This window comes from Rhodococcus sp. 06-156-4, assembly GCF_002259345.1.
Taxonomy (GTDB): Bacteria; Actinomycetota; Actinomycetes; order Mycobacteriales; family Mycobacteriaceae; genus Rhodococcoides; species Rhodococcoides fascians_E.
The window spans coordinates 24,431-42,038 of record NZ_NPGB01000037.1 but is presented as its reverse complement, the minus strand read 5'-3'; the positions used below and the strand labels follow the sequence as shown (position 1 = coordinate 42,038).

Annotated in this window: 13 protein-coding genes; 6 read left to right on the top strand and 7 right to left on the bottom strand. The window is 57.2% G+C overall.

Annotated elements, in window-relative coordinates; all coding sequences use genetic code 11:
• Positions 1–152 precede the first annotated feature (152 nt).
• The 5 genes from CH290_RS26810 to CH290_RS26790 form a co-directional block, all read right to left on the bottom strand.
• A complete protein-coding gene (locus CH290_RS26810; protein ID WP_080748616.1) occupies positions 153–1,718 on the bottom strand; it encodes a flavin-containing monooxygenase in 1,566 nt (521 codons plus the stop codon).
• 44 nt (positions 1,719–1,762) lie between these two features.
• Positions 1,763–2,569, bottom strand: a complete 807-nt coding sequence (locus CH290_RS26805; protein WP_052083037.1) for an alpha/beta fold hydrolase — start codon at positions 2,567–2,569, stop codon at positions 1,763–1,765.
• A gap of 160 nt (positions 2,570–2,729) precedes the next feature.
• Entirely contained in the window at positions 2,730–3,572 is an 843-nt protein-coding gene (locus tag CH290_RS26800) for a mycofactocin-coupled SDR family oxidoreductase (RefSeq protein ID WP_033188255.1), read from the bottom strand.
• Positions 3,553–4,326 carry a 3,4-dihydroxy-2-butanone-4-phosphate synthase gene (locus CH290_RS26795; RefSeq protein WP_170947509.1) on the bottom strand — a complete coding sequence of 258 codons (774 nt, stop codon included), beginning with the start codon at positions 4,324–4,326 and terminating at the stop codon, positions 3,553–3,555. The genes CH290_RS26800 and CH290_RS26795 overlap by 20 nt, the downstream gene beginning before the upstream one ends.
• Before the next feature lie 106 nt (positions 4,327–4,432).
• Positions 4,433–4,957 carry a flavin reductase family protein gene (locus tag CH290_RS26790; protein ID WP_230620867.1) on the bottom strand — a complete coding sequence of 175 codons (525 nt, stop codon included), beginning with the start codon at positions 4,955–4,957 and terminating at the stop codon, positions 4,433–4,435.
• Between the two features lie 1,149 nt (positions 4,958–6,106).
• On the opposite strand from CH290_RS26790, the gene CH290_RS26785 reads away from it, so the two are divergent.
• Both CH290_RS26785 and CH290_RS26780 read left to right on the top strand, forming a co-directional pair.
• Positions 6,107–7,675: a peptide MFS transporter gene (locus CH290_RS26785; RefSeq protein ID WP_141216168.1), complete on the top strand. Its 1,569-nt coding sequence runs from the start codon at positions 6,107–6,109 to the stop codon at positions 7,673–7,675.
• A 218-nt stretch (positions 7,676–7,893) separates the two neighbouring features.
• Positions 7,894–8,898, top strand: coding sequence for an NAD(P)H-dependent flavin oxidoreductase (locus CH290_RS26780; protein ID WP_033188256.1), 1,005 nt, complete (start codon positions 7,894–7,896; stop codon positions 8,896–8,898).
• Between the two features lie 578 nt (positions 8,899–9,476).
• Here CH290_RS26780 and CH290_RS26775 read toward each other — a convergent pair.
• Both CH290_RS26775 and CH290_RS26770 read right to left on the bottom strand, forming a co-directional pair.
• Complete coding sequence (locus tag CH290_RS26775; RefSeq protein WP_080748619.1) at positions 9,477–10,268, bottom strand: MBL fold metallo-hydrolase; 792 nt, start codon at positions 10,266–10,268, stop codon at positions 9,477–9,479.
• A gap of 246 nt (positions 10,269–10,514) precedes the next feature.
• Complete coding sequence (locus CH290_RS26770; protein WP_033188258.1) at positions 10,515–11,714, bottom strand: acetyl-CoA C-acyltransferase; 1,200 nt, start codon at positions 11,712–11,714, stop codon at positions 10,515–10,517.
• Between the two features lie 869 nt (positions 11,715–12,583).
• Here CH290_RS26770 and fabG point away from each other — a divergent pair.
• From fabG to CH290_RS26750, 4 genes are read left to right on the top strand one after another with little or no spacing between them, the layout of a single operon-like run.
• Positions 12,584–13,327, top strand: a complete 744-nt coding sequence (fabG, locus tag CH290_RS26765) for a 3-oxoacyl-ACP reductase FabG (RefSeq protein WP_033188350.1) — start codon at positions 12,584–12,586, stop codon at positions 13,325–13,327.
• A gap of 43 nt (positions 13,328–13,370) precedes the next feature.
• Positions 13,371–14,543: an acyl-CoA dehydrogenase family protein gene (locus CH290_RS26760; protein ID WP_033188259.1), complete on the top strand. Its 1,173-nt coding sequence runs from the start codon at positions 13,371–13,373 to the stop codon at positions 14,541–14,543.
• A gap of 2 nt (positions 14,544–14,545) precedes the next feature.
• Positions 14,546–16,690: an acetate--CoA ligase family protein gene (locus tag CH290_RS26755; RefSeq protein WP_052083022.1), complete on the top strand. Its 2,145-nt coding sequence runs from the start codon at positions 14,546–14,548 to the stop codon at positions 16,688–16,690.
• Positions 16,687–17,535, top strand: coding sequence for a MaoC family dehydratase (locus CH290_RS26750; protein ID WP_033188260.1), 849 nt, complete (start codon positions 16,687–16,689; stop codon positions 17,533–17,535). Before CH290_RS26755 ends, CH290_RS26750 begins: the two co-directional genes overlap by 4 nt.
• Positions 17,536–17,608: the final 73 nt, after the last annotated feature.

Here is a 17,608-nt window from a genome sequence, read left to right as displayed (position 1 = left end):
TGACCGCGAAGTGTGAATGTTAGGAGCTTTTTTGGTTGCTATGCGCTCGATGGAATCGTGTCGGGAGCAATTCCGTTCGGTCGGCTACGCGCCCAAAATGTGAGTCGCCTATTTCGCGCTTTTCCGAGAACGTTCACGACCAAAGGTATTCATTACTGTAGGCTGACCACGCGCAGGTTCCGATTCGTTTCGCCTGCAATATTCTCATCGCTCTGATTGCGCAAGTAAGGCTCAGGGTCGAAGAGCGCGCAGTGATCTCGGAACGTGTGGGCGAAATCCGGCCATGCCAAGGTCGACTTACCGTTGCGGGGATCTACGTACCAGCTGCTGCACCCGCCATTGAGCAATGTCGTCCGCAATGCCTTTGTGTGAAGACGGTCGGCATAGTTCTGCTCGTCATGGGCGTCGACCTCGACGAGAATGTCACCATGTTGGTTCGACCATCCTAAGGCCCCTAGTACATAGTCGATCTGGGTTTCGATCATGTAGATGATCGAGTTGTGACCCAAACTCGTTGCGGGTCCGTTCAAGAGGTACATATTCGGAAAGTTATGAACAGCAACAGAGTTGAACGCCTGCATGCCGGTGGACCATTGGCCGCCCAGCGAGACTCCACCACGACCGAATACCCGGTGAGACGACGGCAGGTCCCACGTCTCGAAACCAGTGGCGAACACCAACACGTCAAGTTCGTACGGTGTTCCTGCTGCGCTGGTGGGTGTTCCATCGGCAAATGAACTGAGAGCGGACGGCTCGAGCGTCACGTTGTCCCGTTGTAACGCCGGATAGAAGTCGTCGGATTTGAGAATTCGTTTGCACCCTATGTGGTAGTCAGGTGTCAGCTGATCTCGGAGGCGTCCCGCCGGTACCTGATCGGCTAAGTGGGACAAAGCAATTCGCTGGGCTTCTTCGATGTATTGGGGAACCATGCGCCTAGCGGCAAACTGGTAATCTCCGCCCCAAAAGATGGTCTGCCGCAGGTCATCGATCGCGCGCGGGTCGCGACGGAATTGCCTCTTCTCCGAGTCAGTAAAAGTGCGATCGCGACGCGGAGTGACGTAGGCTGGTGTTCGTTGAAAGACGACCAACTTCTCGACCACTTTTGCGAGCTCGGGCACGATCTGGATCGCGGATGCTCCCGACCCCACCACCCCGACGCGCTTATTGTGCCAATCGATGGACGGGTCCCAGCGAGCGGAGTGCACTATCTCGCCGGCAAATCCTTCAATTCCGGGTAGCGGGGGAAGTTTCGGATCGGTCAGGTGGCCGGTAGCGAGAATGAGGTGCCGGCCGGTGAAGGCACCCTTCGGAGTGTCGACGGTCCACTTCTGGCTGGTTTCATTCCATCGAGCATCGAGCATCTCAGCGCCGAATCGAAGATTCGGGCCGAGTCCCTCGTCGTCGGCTACGGACCTGATGTAGTCCCAGATCTCGGCACCGGGGGAGTATTGACGCGACCAGTCGGGGTTGGTTCGGAACGAATACGAGTACAGGTGAGATGGAACATCGCAAGCCACACCCGGATAGATGTTGTCACGCCACGAACCGCCAACATCACCCTCGCGTTCGAGAATGACGAACGACAGGCTTGTTTGCCGTGCGAGCTGGACTCCCATTCCTACTCCGGCAAACCCTGCGCCAACGATGACGACGTCCACTTCGGTCGATGAGTCGTCGATGGCGCTATCGTCACCGTCGATGGTCGGTTCTCTGTTCATTTGCCTCTACTCCTGAGGTGCTCGTACGGGAAAAATATGACTCGTCAGGGCCTGATTGTGGGTAGAATCGTTCCGGTAGCGAATCGCTCCGGGTAGGCGTTGAATGTTGCGATCCAGTGGACCAACTCTGCGGGGCGTTCGTGGACGACGGCATGGCCGGCGCCCACCTCGACGTAGCTTGCGTCCGCGATCGCGCCGAACAACGCTCGAGAGTGGCGGGACGGGACCATGTAGTCATCACGGCAGCCCACCACCAGGGTCTTGGCGCGAATATCCGAAGTCAACCCAGTAATGTCGATACTTCGATTCAGTTCCATCTGCTGGTCCTTGAAGTCGTCGAACGACACGGCATCGACTAGCTCGCGTATTTCCTGACTGGAGCGGATCTGTAGAAATGCAGCGCTGTATGCTGTGAAAATCGTGAACTCTCGGGCAGCTGCCTCGTCTTGACGGCGCAACTTCTGCCAGATGTCGTTTCGCAGCAGTTGTTGTTTGTCGGTTCGCATCCATCCGGCAATCAGAACGAGTCTGTCGACTAGGTCCGGATGAGCTGCAGCAACTGCCGCAGTCACCACTGCTCCGAGCGAGTAACCAACCAGGGTGAGCTTGGGTGCCTGCGCATGGCGTAGAACAGCTTCTACCTGGTCGGCGAGATCTATCAGAGATACTGCCTCGGCCGATGTCTTGCTGAGATCGACGGAAATAACTCGCTGGTCCGCCGCCAGCATCGGAAGCAGAAACGAGTAGTGCGCTGATGTGCTGCCACCGGTACCGTGCACCAGTACGATTGTGGGGCGGTCCCCCATAGGTTCATGTGAGTCGAAGTACGTGACCTCGACCTGACCTACCATCAATCGGTGCGTGTCGAATTCTGCCGCTGTGCCTGCGGATGCCACGAGAAAGTACCCCTTGCTTCGCTTGTGTTGCAGCCTCAGGACCTCGCGGCGCGGTGAGTTCAACGAACTAGCCTCGTCGGCGGCGCAGGCCACACTGTGGTCGGAATCGGTGTTGTCAGTTCTTGCGGATGTAGCCGGCGTCGATGGGGAACTCGCTAGCAGTGATGTGCTTCCCAGCCGAAGATGCGAGGAAAAGCACCACGTCGCTGACTTCTTCCGGCTCGATGGCACCAATGGGTAGCATGTGCATGCCCTCCATGCCCTTCCACCATGAATCTTGATTGATGGTGGCAGTGGTTTCCCCTGGGATGAACGTGTCCACCATTGTGTCGTTCCACATCATTGCAGTCTTGACATTTGTGGGATGGATAGTGTTCACGCGGATGCTGTGATCGCCGAGCTCGCCCGCAAGGGTACGCATCAGTCCTACCAGCCCCAGCTTGGCTGCGTTGTAGGACGGATGCCCGGCCTCGCCGCGATAGCCGTTGGAGGAGGCGGTGATGATGATCGAGCCACCTTCGGCACCAGCGATCATCGTGGGAACTGCAGATTTGCATGTCCGCCAAACGCCGCTGAGGTCAACATCGATCGTAGAACTCCACTCGTCTTCGGTCATCTCCCATGAGTTCTTCGATTGAGTGAAGATCCCCGCATTGGCGATCACGACATCGATTCGCCCGAACTCGCGGACACCCAGGGCGGTTGCGTCGTCGAGTTGCTGCTGGGACCTGACATCGGCCACCGAAGCTATGATACGAGCGCCAGTCTTCTCAACCAGACGAACTGTTTGATCGAGATCCTCTCGTGTTGCCATTTCGTAGTTCGTGCCTTTGACAGGTGCACAGCCGTCCAGCGCTATGATGTTCGCGCCTTCCTCAGCAAACCGGATAGCGTGACTGCGGCCTTGTCCTCTTGCCGCGCCGGTGATGAGGACAACCTTATCCTTGAAACGCTGCATCAGAATTTTCCTTCGGTGTAGTAGAACGCGGACTACCGTGTCGTGTCCGGTGGACTTCACGTTCGATGTTGCGGTGAGTACGGCTGGGGTGGACCGCTCTATCTGTTACGCCATCCAGGCGTACGTCGCTACTGGTGTGGGAGCCGACGTCGGAGTGGGCGTTGCCGAATCCGGTGTCCTCGGAACGCAATAGTGTCTCGGCAGCGATCCACGGCAGTTTGAATTGGACGGCCATCGACAGCAGATGATGATGGTCGCCGATCTGACCTTGTTCGGTCAAAATCGCAGCAAACGCCCCTAACGGCCTGGTACCGGCGAAACGCATCAGCGCCAGTACGGATTCAGCGATGCCCTGGCGTCCGCCGGTGCCGCAGCGGACCGGCAACACGTGGCCCGGTCTCGTGAGCTCAGCCGGCACGGTGCTGGTGTCCGCCAGCGCGCGTACCGTGCGCGCACGGTCATGTGCAGATATACCGGTGCCGACACCATCGATCGCATCTACCGTAATCGCGTAGTCCACACCGTCGGCTGACTCGCAGTATGCCACCATCGGCGGTAAGTGAAGACGGTCCAGGTCATCGCATTCCATTGCCACACTTAAGAACCCATCCGTGTGGGAGATGATGAATGCGGCGGTGGCGGCGTCTAAACTGGCGGCGGCTGCAACCAGGTACCCAACGGACTGGCTCCCCACCTGTACCTCGACAATTGCGATGCCTCCATTGGCAATGTGGTGACCCAATGTCGGTTCCACTCTACTCAGAGTGTGATCGCACCCATCGCCACTTGGCCGGCATTTCATGACACACCTTCGGAATGCGACCTCGAACCCTCACGGCTCACACACCGACCACGAGCGGTCATGACGGTATCGTCTGAATGGCAGGCGGTGTCAGCGTCGGAAACTGAGAGCGGTGAAAAACTAGCGGGTTTATTCTGCCCGCCTTTTGGTCCGCCACCTCGAAGTCGTTCACTGCGCATACGGCGATGACATGGTCTCCTCCCTCGTACGTTGTGACGATCTCGCAATCGAACCACGCGAGTGCGTCCGTGAGTACGGGGTGTCTGGAGGGTGCGGGCATCTGCAATTCAACGTCTGCGAATTTGTCCGTGCCACTGCGCGCGAACTTGCGGGCGAGTTCGCTCTGATGCTCCGCCAGGATATTGATGACTAGTTGGCGTTCGGTGGACACCCTCGGCCACGTGGTTGAGCTGCGGTCGGCGGCGAGCAGGACGAGAGGGGGGTCTAGGGATAGCGACATGAACGACTGCAGCGTCATTCCTACCGGTCCCTCTGGTGTCGTTGCCGTCACGACGGTGACACCTGTGGGGAAGTGACCGAGTACGTCTCGGAACACGCGTTGATCGATCTGCACGTTCGTCACCTAACCTCCTTGGGAACACGCCGCGCGTCCCGACTTGATTGGAATCCGATGCCCACGGCGTGCACGATCGGCGAACAATGTGAACGATCCATCGTTAATATTACTTGACTCTAGCAATTAGGGCGGGTGTGGGCAACAGATGAACCCATCTGTCCGGACGAAAGTCTGACTTGACGAGATACGGCACAGCGACGGGTCGTGCCGTGCCGGAGGCAGACGGCCTCGCCTCGTTTAGCCATAAGTTGAGGGCGCGACGATGGCTTGTTGCATCGCGCGCGGAACCCACGCAAATGTTTCGCTGTGGTTGACCCGTCGACGTCGGCAGTCGAGTAGTAGTTCGACTGGGCGGCTGCCGAGCACTCTAGCGGAGGAGGTCGCCTGATGGGACGGTGTCAGCCGGCAGCAGGCAAACCTATCGACCCATACACAACATCCGGGCTGTAGGGCGCGGGCTGTAGGGCGAGAGCTGAATGGCGGGGGAGCCCGGTACGTCTAACCGAATATCGACCACGGCCGTAGCGACGTATCCGGGCCCCGCATGCCCACGAGAGCGCTGACATCGTTGGCAGCACCACCCGAAGTCGAGGTGTGCAGAAGCGGTACTTACCACCTGTGCAGAGACGACCGAGCAGGATTGCGGGCGTAGCTCACGCCCTGTGGTGTGGGCAGGGGCGTGGGGTTACCCATCGATTGCCGCGATGAAGCTACCCAGGATCTGTCCATGCGTACTTCTGTTCGAACGCAGCGGGGTGGACACAGCTGCAGCCGCCCGCCTGCATGTGTCCAACCCCGAGACCCGCCCGCCCGGCTCGTACAAGACGATCCTGCAAAGTCAAGGCTCTACTCAACTATACATCCGAACGCTCGTACGTATACTTGGCACCGTTCTAGAATGTGACTCTAGACACCTGTAGCGGACGATGCTAAGTTCGTGCCATCAATGCACGGGGTCTTCAGTGCCAGAGATACTAATCTGCAAAGAACCGGCTAGCTCGTTTCCGCGCAGGTTGTGCAGTTACTACTTAGTCGGGTCTTGCTTACGGTCGACCAACCAAGCCTCTTCGAGGTTGCAGCAAACAGCAAGTGCAGTCCTTCGCACCGCCTGCAACCGCATATCGCACCGACACGTCGTGTTCATAAGCGGTGCGCGTGACGCCGAAAGGCGGCAGTTCGGACAAAAAGTCCACCTATCCCGAGGATGATATGTCGCAAACTCCTGAAGTACGAAAAAAGTCCACCGGTGTCTCTCCCGACCTACAGTCGAATCCTGGGCTGGAACTGGACAGCACGCGACATCCTCAACCGGCACATGTCTGGAAGATCGCGTTCATCGATATGTGGGAGCGGTTCAGCTTCTACAGTACCCAGGCATTGCTGGCATTCTATCTACTGTATTCGCTGGCTGACGGTGGCCTTGCCTTGAATCCCGTCACAGCTACGGCCATCATCGGCGCATATGGTGCATGCGTTCAGCTGGCGCAGGTAGTCGGGTCGTGGATTGCAGACCGCCTCGTACCACCCAAGAAGATGGTGATGGCTGGCGGTTTCATCGTGACCGTGGGTCACATTGCGCTCGCAGTATTGCCCGGACTGGCTGGTGTAGGTGTCGGACTAGTTCTGATCATTATCGGCACAGGCGCTTTCAAGACCAACTTGACGACAATTCTGGGAATGCTCTACGAGGCCTCGGATACCCGTAGGGATGCAGGATTTACCATATATTTCACAGCCACAAACGTTGGGTCGATACTTGGACCGCTCTTGGCTGGTCTGACACAAAGCGTCTGGGGATTCCATGCCGGGTTCGGTATTGCTGCCATCGGCATGGTTGCCGGTCTGATCCAGTTCCGAGCAATTTACTCTCGCTTGCCGTCTGATGCAGGAACAGTGCGGGCGCCGCTGCGTTCGACCGCGTGGAGAGGCATCGTTGCGACGACGCTTGTCCTCCTTGCTCTCGTGGCTCTTCTCGCGCAGCTCGGCTGGCTGAGCGGTGACAGCCTCTCGACCACAATGGGAGTGGTGATCATCGGCGTAATATTCGCATACTTTACGATCATGTTTCGTTCGCGGGAGGTAAGTTCAACGGAGAAGGTCCGCCTTCGCGGACTTATTCCACTGTGTATCGCCGCAACCGTGTTCTTCGGCTTCACATTGCAAGTCTTTACCACCGTTCCAGTCTTTATCGGTAAAAGTGTAGATCCGAGAATAGGATCTTTGAGCGTCCCCGCGGTCTGGTTCGTGACCACCTCTGCAGTGGCGTTCGTAGTAGTCAGCCCGGCTGTCTCGTACCTCTGGGCGACCATGGGTCCTCGTCAACCTTCGGCGACATCGAAAATGTGCATTGCATTCATTTTGGTTGGTCTCGGCTACCTCGGTTTGGCCTTATCTGCATCGGCCTTCGAGTCGGGCACCATTCCAGCGATATTAGTGATCGGGTGTCTTGCATTGACCGGAGTCGCGGAGATCTTCATGGGGCCGATTGTTCTCTCGATCGGCTCACGTGCAATGCCAACCGCGTTCAAGTCTCAGGGGCTTGCCGTGATGGTTCTATCCATTGGCGGGGGGTCGGTTATTTCCGGATTTCTCGGGGGTTGGTTCACCAAGATGTCGGAATCGATGTTCTTCTTCATGTTGACCGGCATAGCTATATCCCTTGCCGTGGTCTTGCTTGTTATAAACCGACCGGTATCGCGACTTCTCAACTTCGTCGATAAGTGAGTAGTCCGGTTTTGGTCCTAGGATCGAGGCTTTCTCCGCTGGTATGATAGCCTCGGTGAGCTTCCAACACAAAGTTTGGACTGAAACGCTCGGCGTCGAGATCCGCTGATGCTTGCCGGTCGTGCCGTAACTCAGCGCGACTGTGCCCGATTCACCCCAGTGAGCTTACGAAATAATTCAACTGAGTCTCCGCACTCAAAGTCGACGAAGGAACACAAATGCCTTTGCCCAGCGTCCTCTCAGGCCCTCTGAGGCTTCCCGTCGTCGCCTCGCCGATGTTCATCTCATCCGGCCCCGAACTCGTTATTGCCCAATGCCAAGCAGGCATAATCGGCTCCTTCCCCGCGCTCAACGCGCGGCCATCCGAAATGCTGACCGACTGGCTCGATCAGATTACAGAAGCAAACGCGGCGTACGCCGCGGCGCACCCAAATGCCCCGGTCGCACCGTTTGCCGTCAATCAAATTGTCCACCGCACGAACAATCGGCTCGACCATGACATGGATGTAATCGTCGAGCACAAGGTGCCCATCGTAATTACGTCTCTGGGGGCCCGAAAAGAGATCAACGAAGCGGTCCACTCATATGGCGGCATTGTTCTACACGACGTAATCAGCAACGAGTTTGCTCACAAGGCAATCGAGAAGGGAGCGGATGGGATTATTGCAGTCGCTGCCGGTGCTGGGGGGCACGCGGGCGCGCAATCGCCACTGGCGCTAGTCCAGGAGATTCGTCGCTGGTTCGACGGACCGCTTCTTCTGTCAGGTGCTATCGCCCATGGCCGGTCAATCCTTGCCGCACAGGCAGCCGGTGCCGATTTCGCCTATATTGGTTCGGCGTTTCTGTCGACCAAAGAGGCCAACGCCGCTGAGTCTTACAAGAAAATGATCGTCGAATCCTCGGCGAAGGATATTGTATATACAAACTTATTCTCGGGAGTGCACGGAAATTATCTGCGCGACAGCATAGTTAATGCCGGGCTAGATCCTGATAATTTAGCAGAATCGGATCCCTCTACGATGAACTTCGGGGTCAAAGATACGAAAGATGTGAAAGCCAAGCTGTGGAAGGATATCTGGGGGGCCGGGCAAGGAATCGGCTCCATTGTCGATACCCTGTCAGTTGCTGAATTGGTCGAAGTCTTTAGCTCGCAGTACGACAGCGCTGTGCAAGCGCTCATCAACAGAGTTGATCCCGCACGATTGTCGGTCGAGCTGGCATAGCCTGTCACGGCCCCCGGTGGATTCGCGCCCGAGAGTGGACGAGGTGGCCGTCCCGGATACTGGGCCGTAGCGAGAAGGGATGATCGCTTAAGGCGTACTTGCGGCTGTGATCAATTGCCGTATCCACCGCCTGTTGTTCCATCCTGTCGCCTACGCGTCATCGTGGGGCGCGTGCCCGTGTACTGGCTCTACGTCTCAGACCAGTACCACCATCATCGGTACATGGTGGTAAAGCATTCGCAACCAGGTGCCGGGTCGAGGGCGTTGTCGACATGGACGCCGAGGATCACGGTGTAAGTCCACTTGTTCTCCGCCAGGTGCGATACCCAACCTTCTCGGCGCTCGATCCGGCATTGGTGGTGCTTTTCCGACGCGCTGCCGCCGGCCGATGGGTCAGTGCTCGGCTGCGATGGCAACTCAACCGCATTGTCGAACGCTGCACCGGCTGGTGGTCTAGTACACGCGATTGGCAGTGCTCAGTCAGTAGCTGCTCAAAATCAGATTTCTCAAATGAAATGACTCGGTCAGAGACTTGCCGATCTCGTCACATTAGTCTTTCATGTGTCGGGTCGGCCTGGTTACTGCAGGTACTCCAAGTTCGAGGACACGTATTCCTCCGCATCCAACCGACGGTCGGCCTCAATTCGGGGGTAGAGTCGGTCGGTAATTTCTCCGACGGTGCGTATTCCCGATTTCTTCAGCTCAGCGATCTGTGCGAGACGGCGTTTGCGAATTTCAGCTACTCTCGCTATCACTGTTCGGGGATTGTCGATTATCGGGCCATGTCCAGGAAGAAACCGGGTACCGCTTTGGTCGCTTACAGAATCAAGAAATGACAATGTTTCGAAGTAATCTCGGAGATTCCCGTAGACTGCGGACGAGCGCTTCTCCAATACGGTGTCGCCGGTTACTACTAGCTGGTCCTTCAGCGACCTGAATGATATAGAATCGTCTGTGTGCCCCGGTGTGTGGAGCACCTCCACGGCGTTCCCGTCTAGATCAATGATTTGACCGTGTCGGACCGGAGAGGAGTCGGCATCCCCTCCGAACGTGAAATACTCAACCTCCGCAGTTCGGGCAAGCGTGAGGGCTCCGCTGGTATGGTCGTCATGTCGATGCGTGGCCACTACAGCGCGTATCGTCCATTGTCGGCTCGTTGCTGCCTGCAGTATTGCATGTAAATGTTGGGAACTCGCCGATCCTGGATCGATTACAATACATTGCCCTCCGGGGCTGCCACCGAGTAACCAGCTGTTTGTACCCTCGTACGTGTAAACGTCAGCGTTTGGGGCCAGCAGGTGTGCACAATAAGCACCTACAGATTGGGCGAGGCCAACTACAGTGGGCCATTCGAATTGAACTTGAGCCATACCTTGTCCTCTGTAGGAGCCACGTCTTTTGACCTTAGCTTAATTTCGTGACTCGGGTCAGAGCGTCACGAACCTTGCAGCCTGGCTATCCGTCATAGAACTTCTGATGGCCACAGAACTGCACTTTAGGTGAAGAGTGCCGGAGTCGAAACTCATGTCTGGACATGCGCTAGAACTTGGACCCCGGCCTTCGTGGCGGTCGCGAATGCGCGGCGTCTTCACTGGCATCTACGACACTAACGGCATCTACAACACTTCGAAAAGCCCGGCCGCGCCCATACCGCCCCCGATGCACATAGTTACCACGACGAGCTTGGCGCCACGTCTTTTGCCTTCGAGGAGAGCGTGACCGACCAAACGTGCACCGGTCATTCCGTAGGGGTGGCCAACAGAAATACCACCACCATCGACGTTGTATCGTTCCGGATCGATATTTAGCGTATCGCGGCAGTACAGGGCTTGCGAGGCGAAGGCCTCATTGAGCTCCCAGAGGTCAATGTCCTCGACCTTTAGTCCGTGGAGGTCGAGCAATTTTGGGATGGCGACCACTGGCCCGATTCCCATTTCATCGGGGTTGCAGCCTGCTACGGCCATACCTCGGTAGAGACCGAGCGGCTCGAGCCCTCGACGCTCAGCTTCATTTGCTTCCATGATCACAGACGCTGACGCGCCGTCAGATAATTGGGACGAATTGCCTGCTGTAACGGAGGAATGCGCACTCACTGTGCCATCCGACAACACAGGCTTCAGGCGGGCGAGGCCCTCCAGCGTGGTGGATGCGCGGTTGCCCTCGTCATGCGTGAGCGTGACGTGCTCGCTCCGGGTCTCCCCGGTTTCCGTGTCCAACACTTGCTTGACAGAGGGCAGCGGAACGATCTCCAGATCGAATCGTCCAGCGCTCTGGGCCGCGGCAGTGCGTTGCTGCGACGTCAATGCGAATTTGTCTTGTTGTTCCCGCGTCACTCCGTAGCGTTCAGCGACTATCTCTGCCGTGTGAAGCATGGGCATGTAAACCGCTGGCTTGTTTTTCTTCAACCAGGGATCGGCTGCACGGAAATTGTTCATGTGTTCGTTTTGCACCAACGAGATCGACTCGACACCGCCACCCACCACGATCTGCATTCCGTCGTGAAGTACCTGCTTGGCAGCCGTAGCGATGGCCATGAGACCCGACGAGCACTGACGATCGATCGTCATGCCGGATACGGAGTCGGCGAGGCCCGCTCGCAACACGGCCTCACGCGCGATGTTGCCCCCAGAAGATCCCTGCTGCATAGCTGCACCGAGGACGACATCTTCGACTTCGTCGACATCCAGCCCTGCGCGATCTACGGCGTTCGAAATGGCATGCGCAGCAAGGTGCTGCGCTTGGGTGTCGTTGAATGCCCCGCGGTACGCTTTGGCGATCGGGGTACGTGCAGTAGAAACGATGACTGCTTGCCTCATCGAAAACCTTTCTGTTCTATGGCGGGAGTGCCTGTGTCTCGTTCGCGCCGTGTCGAATTTGCTTCGCTCACAAACCGATTCAGCCGGTGATCCCTCGTGCGGCCGAACAGAGATCAAGCTGCGGGCAACGGCGATTTGTGCTGGAGGTAGCGGGTTGAAAGTGTTCTCACACTGCGTTGCGTTCAGAACGACCCGGGAGACTGTTGGAGTGCCCAGGTGGCGAGTGGGTCATCTCAGTGTCCGACCACCCACGGAGACTGGATTCCCTCGGAAATCCTACTTAGACGAGACTAGGTTTGGCAATGCCAATCGTGGCCGACTCACATCGAAAACTCGGTGCGCTGTGACGCCGAGTCGAAGTGGCCAGACTGTGCGAGCTAGTTACGGGTAGAAGCGAACTCGCACACCCAGCGGCTGCCAGGCCGATCCGACGTGCACCGTTGTCCGTAACCGAGCACCCGTCGTTGAGCCGCGCCGGTCACAGAATAAGCCGCCGATGCGTAGCTACCCGTGCACAGATCGGACGAACTTGGCCCACATCTTGACGGACCGTTCCGTGCCCACTATACATAGATGACCGTTCTAGAACGTAATGCGATCGGTTTGAGCGTCAGCTGCAAGGCGTGGTTGGCCGGCGGAATCGAGAGGTTACAAACGCAGGACAAGCAGCAGTGGGTTGGGCCTCGGAGCTATCAGTGGTTCTGGCCTGACCCAGCGTGCACGACGCCGCAGTCGTCGTCGCCGAGCTGCGACCGCGGGTCCGAGGAGTCCGCATGATTGGCGGTCGCGTTTGCATTCTGGACTGCGGCGAGAAGTCTTCAATTCGAACGACGTCAGATCGGAAGAACGTGAACAATACCTTCCAAGGCATGACCGCTGTGGTGACCGGCGCCGCCCGTGGTATCGGGGCAGCGACAGCGGAGCACCTCATCGCTGGGGGCGCGGCGGTCGCAGTGATCGATCTCGATCCGGACGACGCGACCGCAGCTGCATCGAAGTTGTCGGCAAACGGGGGAAAAGCAATCGGAATCGGGTGTGATGTCACCAGCCCAGCCGACGTCGAACAAATGACTGATGAAGTTGTCGCCACGCTTGGCCCCCCGGATATTTTGGTCAACAATGCCGGAATTTTGCGAGACAATCTGCTGCACAAGATGAGCGTCGACGATTGGGATGCAGTAATGCAGACGCATCTGAGAGGCAGTTTCTTGTGTTCCAGAGCGGTCCAGCGGTTCATGGTCGAGCATCGGCGCGGTTGCATTGTCAATCTGAGCAGCACCTCTGCTCTCGGTAATCGTGGCCAAGCGAACTACTCCGCCGCAAAAGCTGGGCTGCAGGGGTTCACCAAGACACTGGCGATCGAACTGGGGCAGTTCGGAATCCGGGTAAATGCGGTCGCACCGGGGTTCATCGAAACTGCTATGACTCGGGCAACCGCAGAACGGATTGGAAGCGACTTCGAAGCCATGAAGCGTGACGCCGTGTCGAATATACCTCTACGCCGGACAGGAACTCCCGAGGATGTAGCAAACGTTATTGGATTTCTGTGCAGTCCTCAATCGTCTTACGTCTCCGGGCAGGTAATCTATGTAAGCGGGGGTCCCAACTCCTAGATCGTCGGCGTGCTGTCTTAATTCGGTAAACAAAGGAAACATAATGGTAGATTTTTCCCTCTCTTATGAGGAAAAGCAGGTTAGAGAAACAATACGAAGTTTCATCAAGAAGGAGGTAATGCCTCTGGAAAGTGATGTGCTACGGAACGAGCGATCCGGCCGGCCGGGGTTGGAGGCAGGGCAACTCCGGGAATTGCAGGACAAGGCGAAGAAGGCCGGCTATTGGGGGATCAATACTCCTGAGGAGTATGGTGGGATTGCCCTCGGGCCGGTGATGTCGTCGATTATCTACATGGAGCTCGGCAGGACGTTCGTCCCCTTCGATTTTGGAGGCTATGCCGACAATATTCTGTACGCAGGAAACGCGGACCAGAAGGAACGCTACTTGGTGCCGACTATCGAGGGCGATCGTCGTTCCTGTTTTGCCATCACGGAGCCGGGCGCGGGGTCTGATGCTCGAAATATCCGTACTCGTGCCGTCAAAGACGGTACGGATTGGGTAATCAGCGGGGAGAAAACGTTCATCACGGGCGGTTCTGAGGCTGACTTTGCCATGGTCTTTGCTGTCACCGATCCAGCTCTTGGTTCCGATGGTGGTGTTACTTGCTTCTTGGTCGACCGTGACATGGGCTGGAAGTCCGAACCCATCCAGACGATGGGTGAGTGGGGCCCGGCTGCATTGGTGTTCGACAATGTTCGGGTGCCGCAGGAGAATATCCTGGGCGAGCTGGGGTTCGGATTCAAGCTCGCTATGGAATGGATCGGGGCGGGCCGATACGTGATCCCCGCCTTGGCTATCGGTGCGGCGGAGCGCCTTCTCGGAATGGCCATTGAGCACGCTAAGACTCGTGTCTCCATGGGTAATCCGATCGCAGAGTACCAGGCCATCCAATGGCAAATTGCAGACTCACATGTAGAAATCGAAGCGTGCAAATGGTTGACACTTCACGCGGCGTGGCAGCTTGAGAATGGCATGGACAACCGGCATAGTTCTTCAATTGCGAAGTTGACTGGATCGGTCATGGCCAATCAGGTTGTCGATCGGGTCTTGCAGATTCACGGCGGCATGGGCTACACGAAGGAGCTGCCAATCGAACGATGGTACCGCGAACTGCGATTGTTGCGAATTTTTGAAGGAACGGACGAGATTCAGAAACGAACGATCGCGCGTAATCTGATCAAGGGTCATGTAAAACTGGGATCTCTGGGCGATTGATAATGACAGCTCATTCTACCTCGAAGTCGGACACTTTTCAGACGCGAGTCCAACGGTTGTTCAACCCGCGCTCGATTGCCCTTATCGGTGCAACGGACAAGTCCACCTGGTCATCCAGTACGTTCGGGAACTTGATCAATCATCAGTTTCCGGGCGAAGTCCACTTGGTTAATCGAAGTGGAGGCACTGTACATGGACGGAACGCGTATCCTCGTATTGCTGACTTACCCGCGTCTGTCGACCTAGCGTACGTAATGGTTCCGGCTAGCGCGATACTTCAGGTAGTTGCAGAACTTTCTGAGCAGGGAATACGTGACCTGGTAATTCTGACAGCCGGGTTCGGCGAGGCTGGCCATGACGGGCGGGTCCTATCTCAAGCGTTGAGCGATTTTGCCATCGCAAACGATATGATGATTTTAGGGCCTAATGGCAATGGTTTCATCAACGCCGCCGGCTCCACCGTGCCCTATGGTCTTCCCGTCGCCGTACCTCTGTTGCGGGGGTCGGTCGGAATTGTCTTGCAAAGCGGCGGAATCGCAAGTGCGGTCCTCCGATTCGCGCAATCGCGTGCTGTGGGGATCAGCCTGCTCGTATCAATGGGTAATGAGCTGATGCTGTCGATGACCGATGTGGTTCGTCACATGATCAACGATCCTGCTACTCGGGTCGTTGCCATGTTCATCGAATCGATTCGTAACCCGGACGACTTCCTGGAAGTGTCGCGTGCGGCTCTGGCGGCCGGAAAACCGCTCGTCGTGTTGAAAGTGGGACGGAGTCAGATGGGCGCTCGGGTGGCGCTCGCACATACTGGTTCATTAGTAGGAGACGATGCTGTTGTCGACGTGATGTTCAGACAGAATGGCGTCGTGCGTGTCGAATCGCTGGAAGACCTTATCGTTACGGCAGATCTACTGGCTCGGCATGCACCCTTCACAGGCCGTTCCGTGGGTTTCGTCACAGCATCTGGGGGTGCGTGCGAGATCGTCGCCGACCGTGCCGAGCAGGAAAAGATTGAAATTCCGGAGTTCGAGCGAGAAACAGTCACCCGGTTGACAAATCTACTGCCTGACTTCGCGTCGTCGTCCAATCCGGTTGACGTTACTGGCTATGTGCTGGTGCAGCCAGATCTGTTGGCTGAGGCGTTGCGGATTGTACAGGCAGATCCCAACACCGACTTGACCGTTCTCGAGTACGATTTACCTCAATTCGGTCCAACTCTTGGACGACCGGAGAACATCGAAGAATTCGCCCTGGTTGCGGAGGTGATCGCTTCGACGGCGAAACCGGTTGTAATTGCAAGTGACGTAATCTCGGAGATTACGGAGTACGGGCTCTCGGTCGCGACGCGGACCAAGTTTCCGACGGTCGTCGGGGGGATAGACCATGTTATGACTGCAATCGCTCATGTGGCCGATTGGTCCGAGGCGTACAGCAGAAGACATGTCGAGGTTCCGAGGGCACCCCGTCGCGATGAACTGGACCTGGACTTCGACGGGGCAGCCACCTGGTCGGAGTTCAAGGCATCCGATTTCCTGGCACGCAACGGAATTCCCGTGGTTCCAAACAACCTTGTCCATGATGGCGATTCTGCAGTGAGGTCAGCTGAGTCGTTCGGCTACCCCGTCGTGCTCAAACTCGCAGCTGACGTCGAACACAAGAGCGACATAGGCGGCGTCCAACTCAACCTCAGGGACGCTGAATCAGTTCGTCGATCGTTCGAGCAGATTATGCTCGCCGGCCACGGGGCCAATGCTGACGTTCAAGGCGTTCTCGTGCAGCCTATGCGAAACGGCGGGATTGAGCTGCTCGTCGGCATAGTCTCCGACCCGACGTGGGGGCATGTCCTCGCGGTAGGTTTCGGTGGCGTCTGGGTCGAGGTGCTTGCCGACACCGCTCTGAGGCTGCTGCCCGTCGATAGAAAGCAGGTCCTAGAAGCCCTGCGAGAATTGCGGGGGTTCGCATTGCTCACCGGCGCCCGGGGATCCGTACACGCCGATCTGGATGCCGTCGCCGATGTGATCGTGTCGGTTGCAAGATTGGCGGAAGCATACGGGTCCCGGCTCGAGTCACTGGAAATCAATCCGTTGGTCGTCAACGGTTCGAGCGTGGAAGCACTCGACGCGCTGATTTCATGGAACGTGAAGTGAGCCTCGACTTGTCCGCAGTCGGACGCACCACACCTCCGGTCCTGTGCCAGTGGGATTCTAACGATGCGCTGCTCTACGCGCTCGCTATTGGGGCCGGTCAGGAGGATCCCAGTCGCGACCTTACGTTCACCACTGAAAATTCCGACGGAATCCAGCAGCGTGTGTTCCCAACGTATGCGTCGGTGTTGACGGATTTCGTCGCTGCCGCCACGCCTGACATTGGGCCAATCGAGATGGCGCACGTCGTACACGCTGAACAATCGGTAGAAGTTCGGCGCACGCTACCAACATCTGGAAGCATGCGGGTTACGACCGAGGTGAAACACATATTCGACAAGGGTTCCGGCGCACTTGTGGTAGTCGAGGCCTCGGGCTGGCTACCCGACGATGAAGCATCACCTTCCATCACTAGCCGGTCGTCGATTTTTATCAAGGGTGAAGGCGGCTTCGGGATCCGGTCACCAAAATCAGCTTGGTCTGTCCCTGACAGAGCGCCAGATGCGCTCCTGCACTCTCAGTCACGTCCGGACCAGGCACTGCTATACCGCTTAACAGGCGACCGCAATCCACTGCACTCGGATCCGTCGTTCGCGGCGCGGGCCGGGTTTGACAGACCCATATTGCATGGAATGTGCACATTCGGAATCGTGGGTCGAGTGTTACTCGACTTCGCCTGCGATGGTGAGCCTGAGAAGTTCTTGGCCATGAATGCCCGGTTCAGTAGCCCGGTCTATCCTGGAGACTTATTGACCGTTTGTGTGTGGAGAGAAGCGAATGAAATTATCTTTCGGGCTTTGTCTCCGTCTGGCATAGTTCTGGACCGCGGCTCGTTGACTACGCAGTAGGGCTCGTCCGCTACAGTCGGGCAGGCCTGCAAGGGATGGTGTGGAGACTTTGCCGGGCGCGGCCGGCTGACTT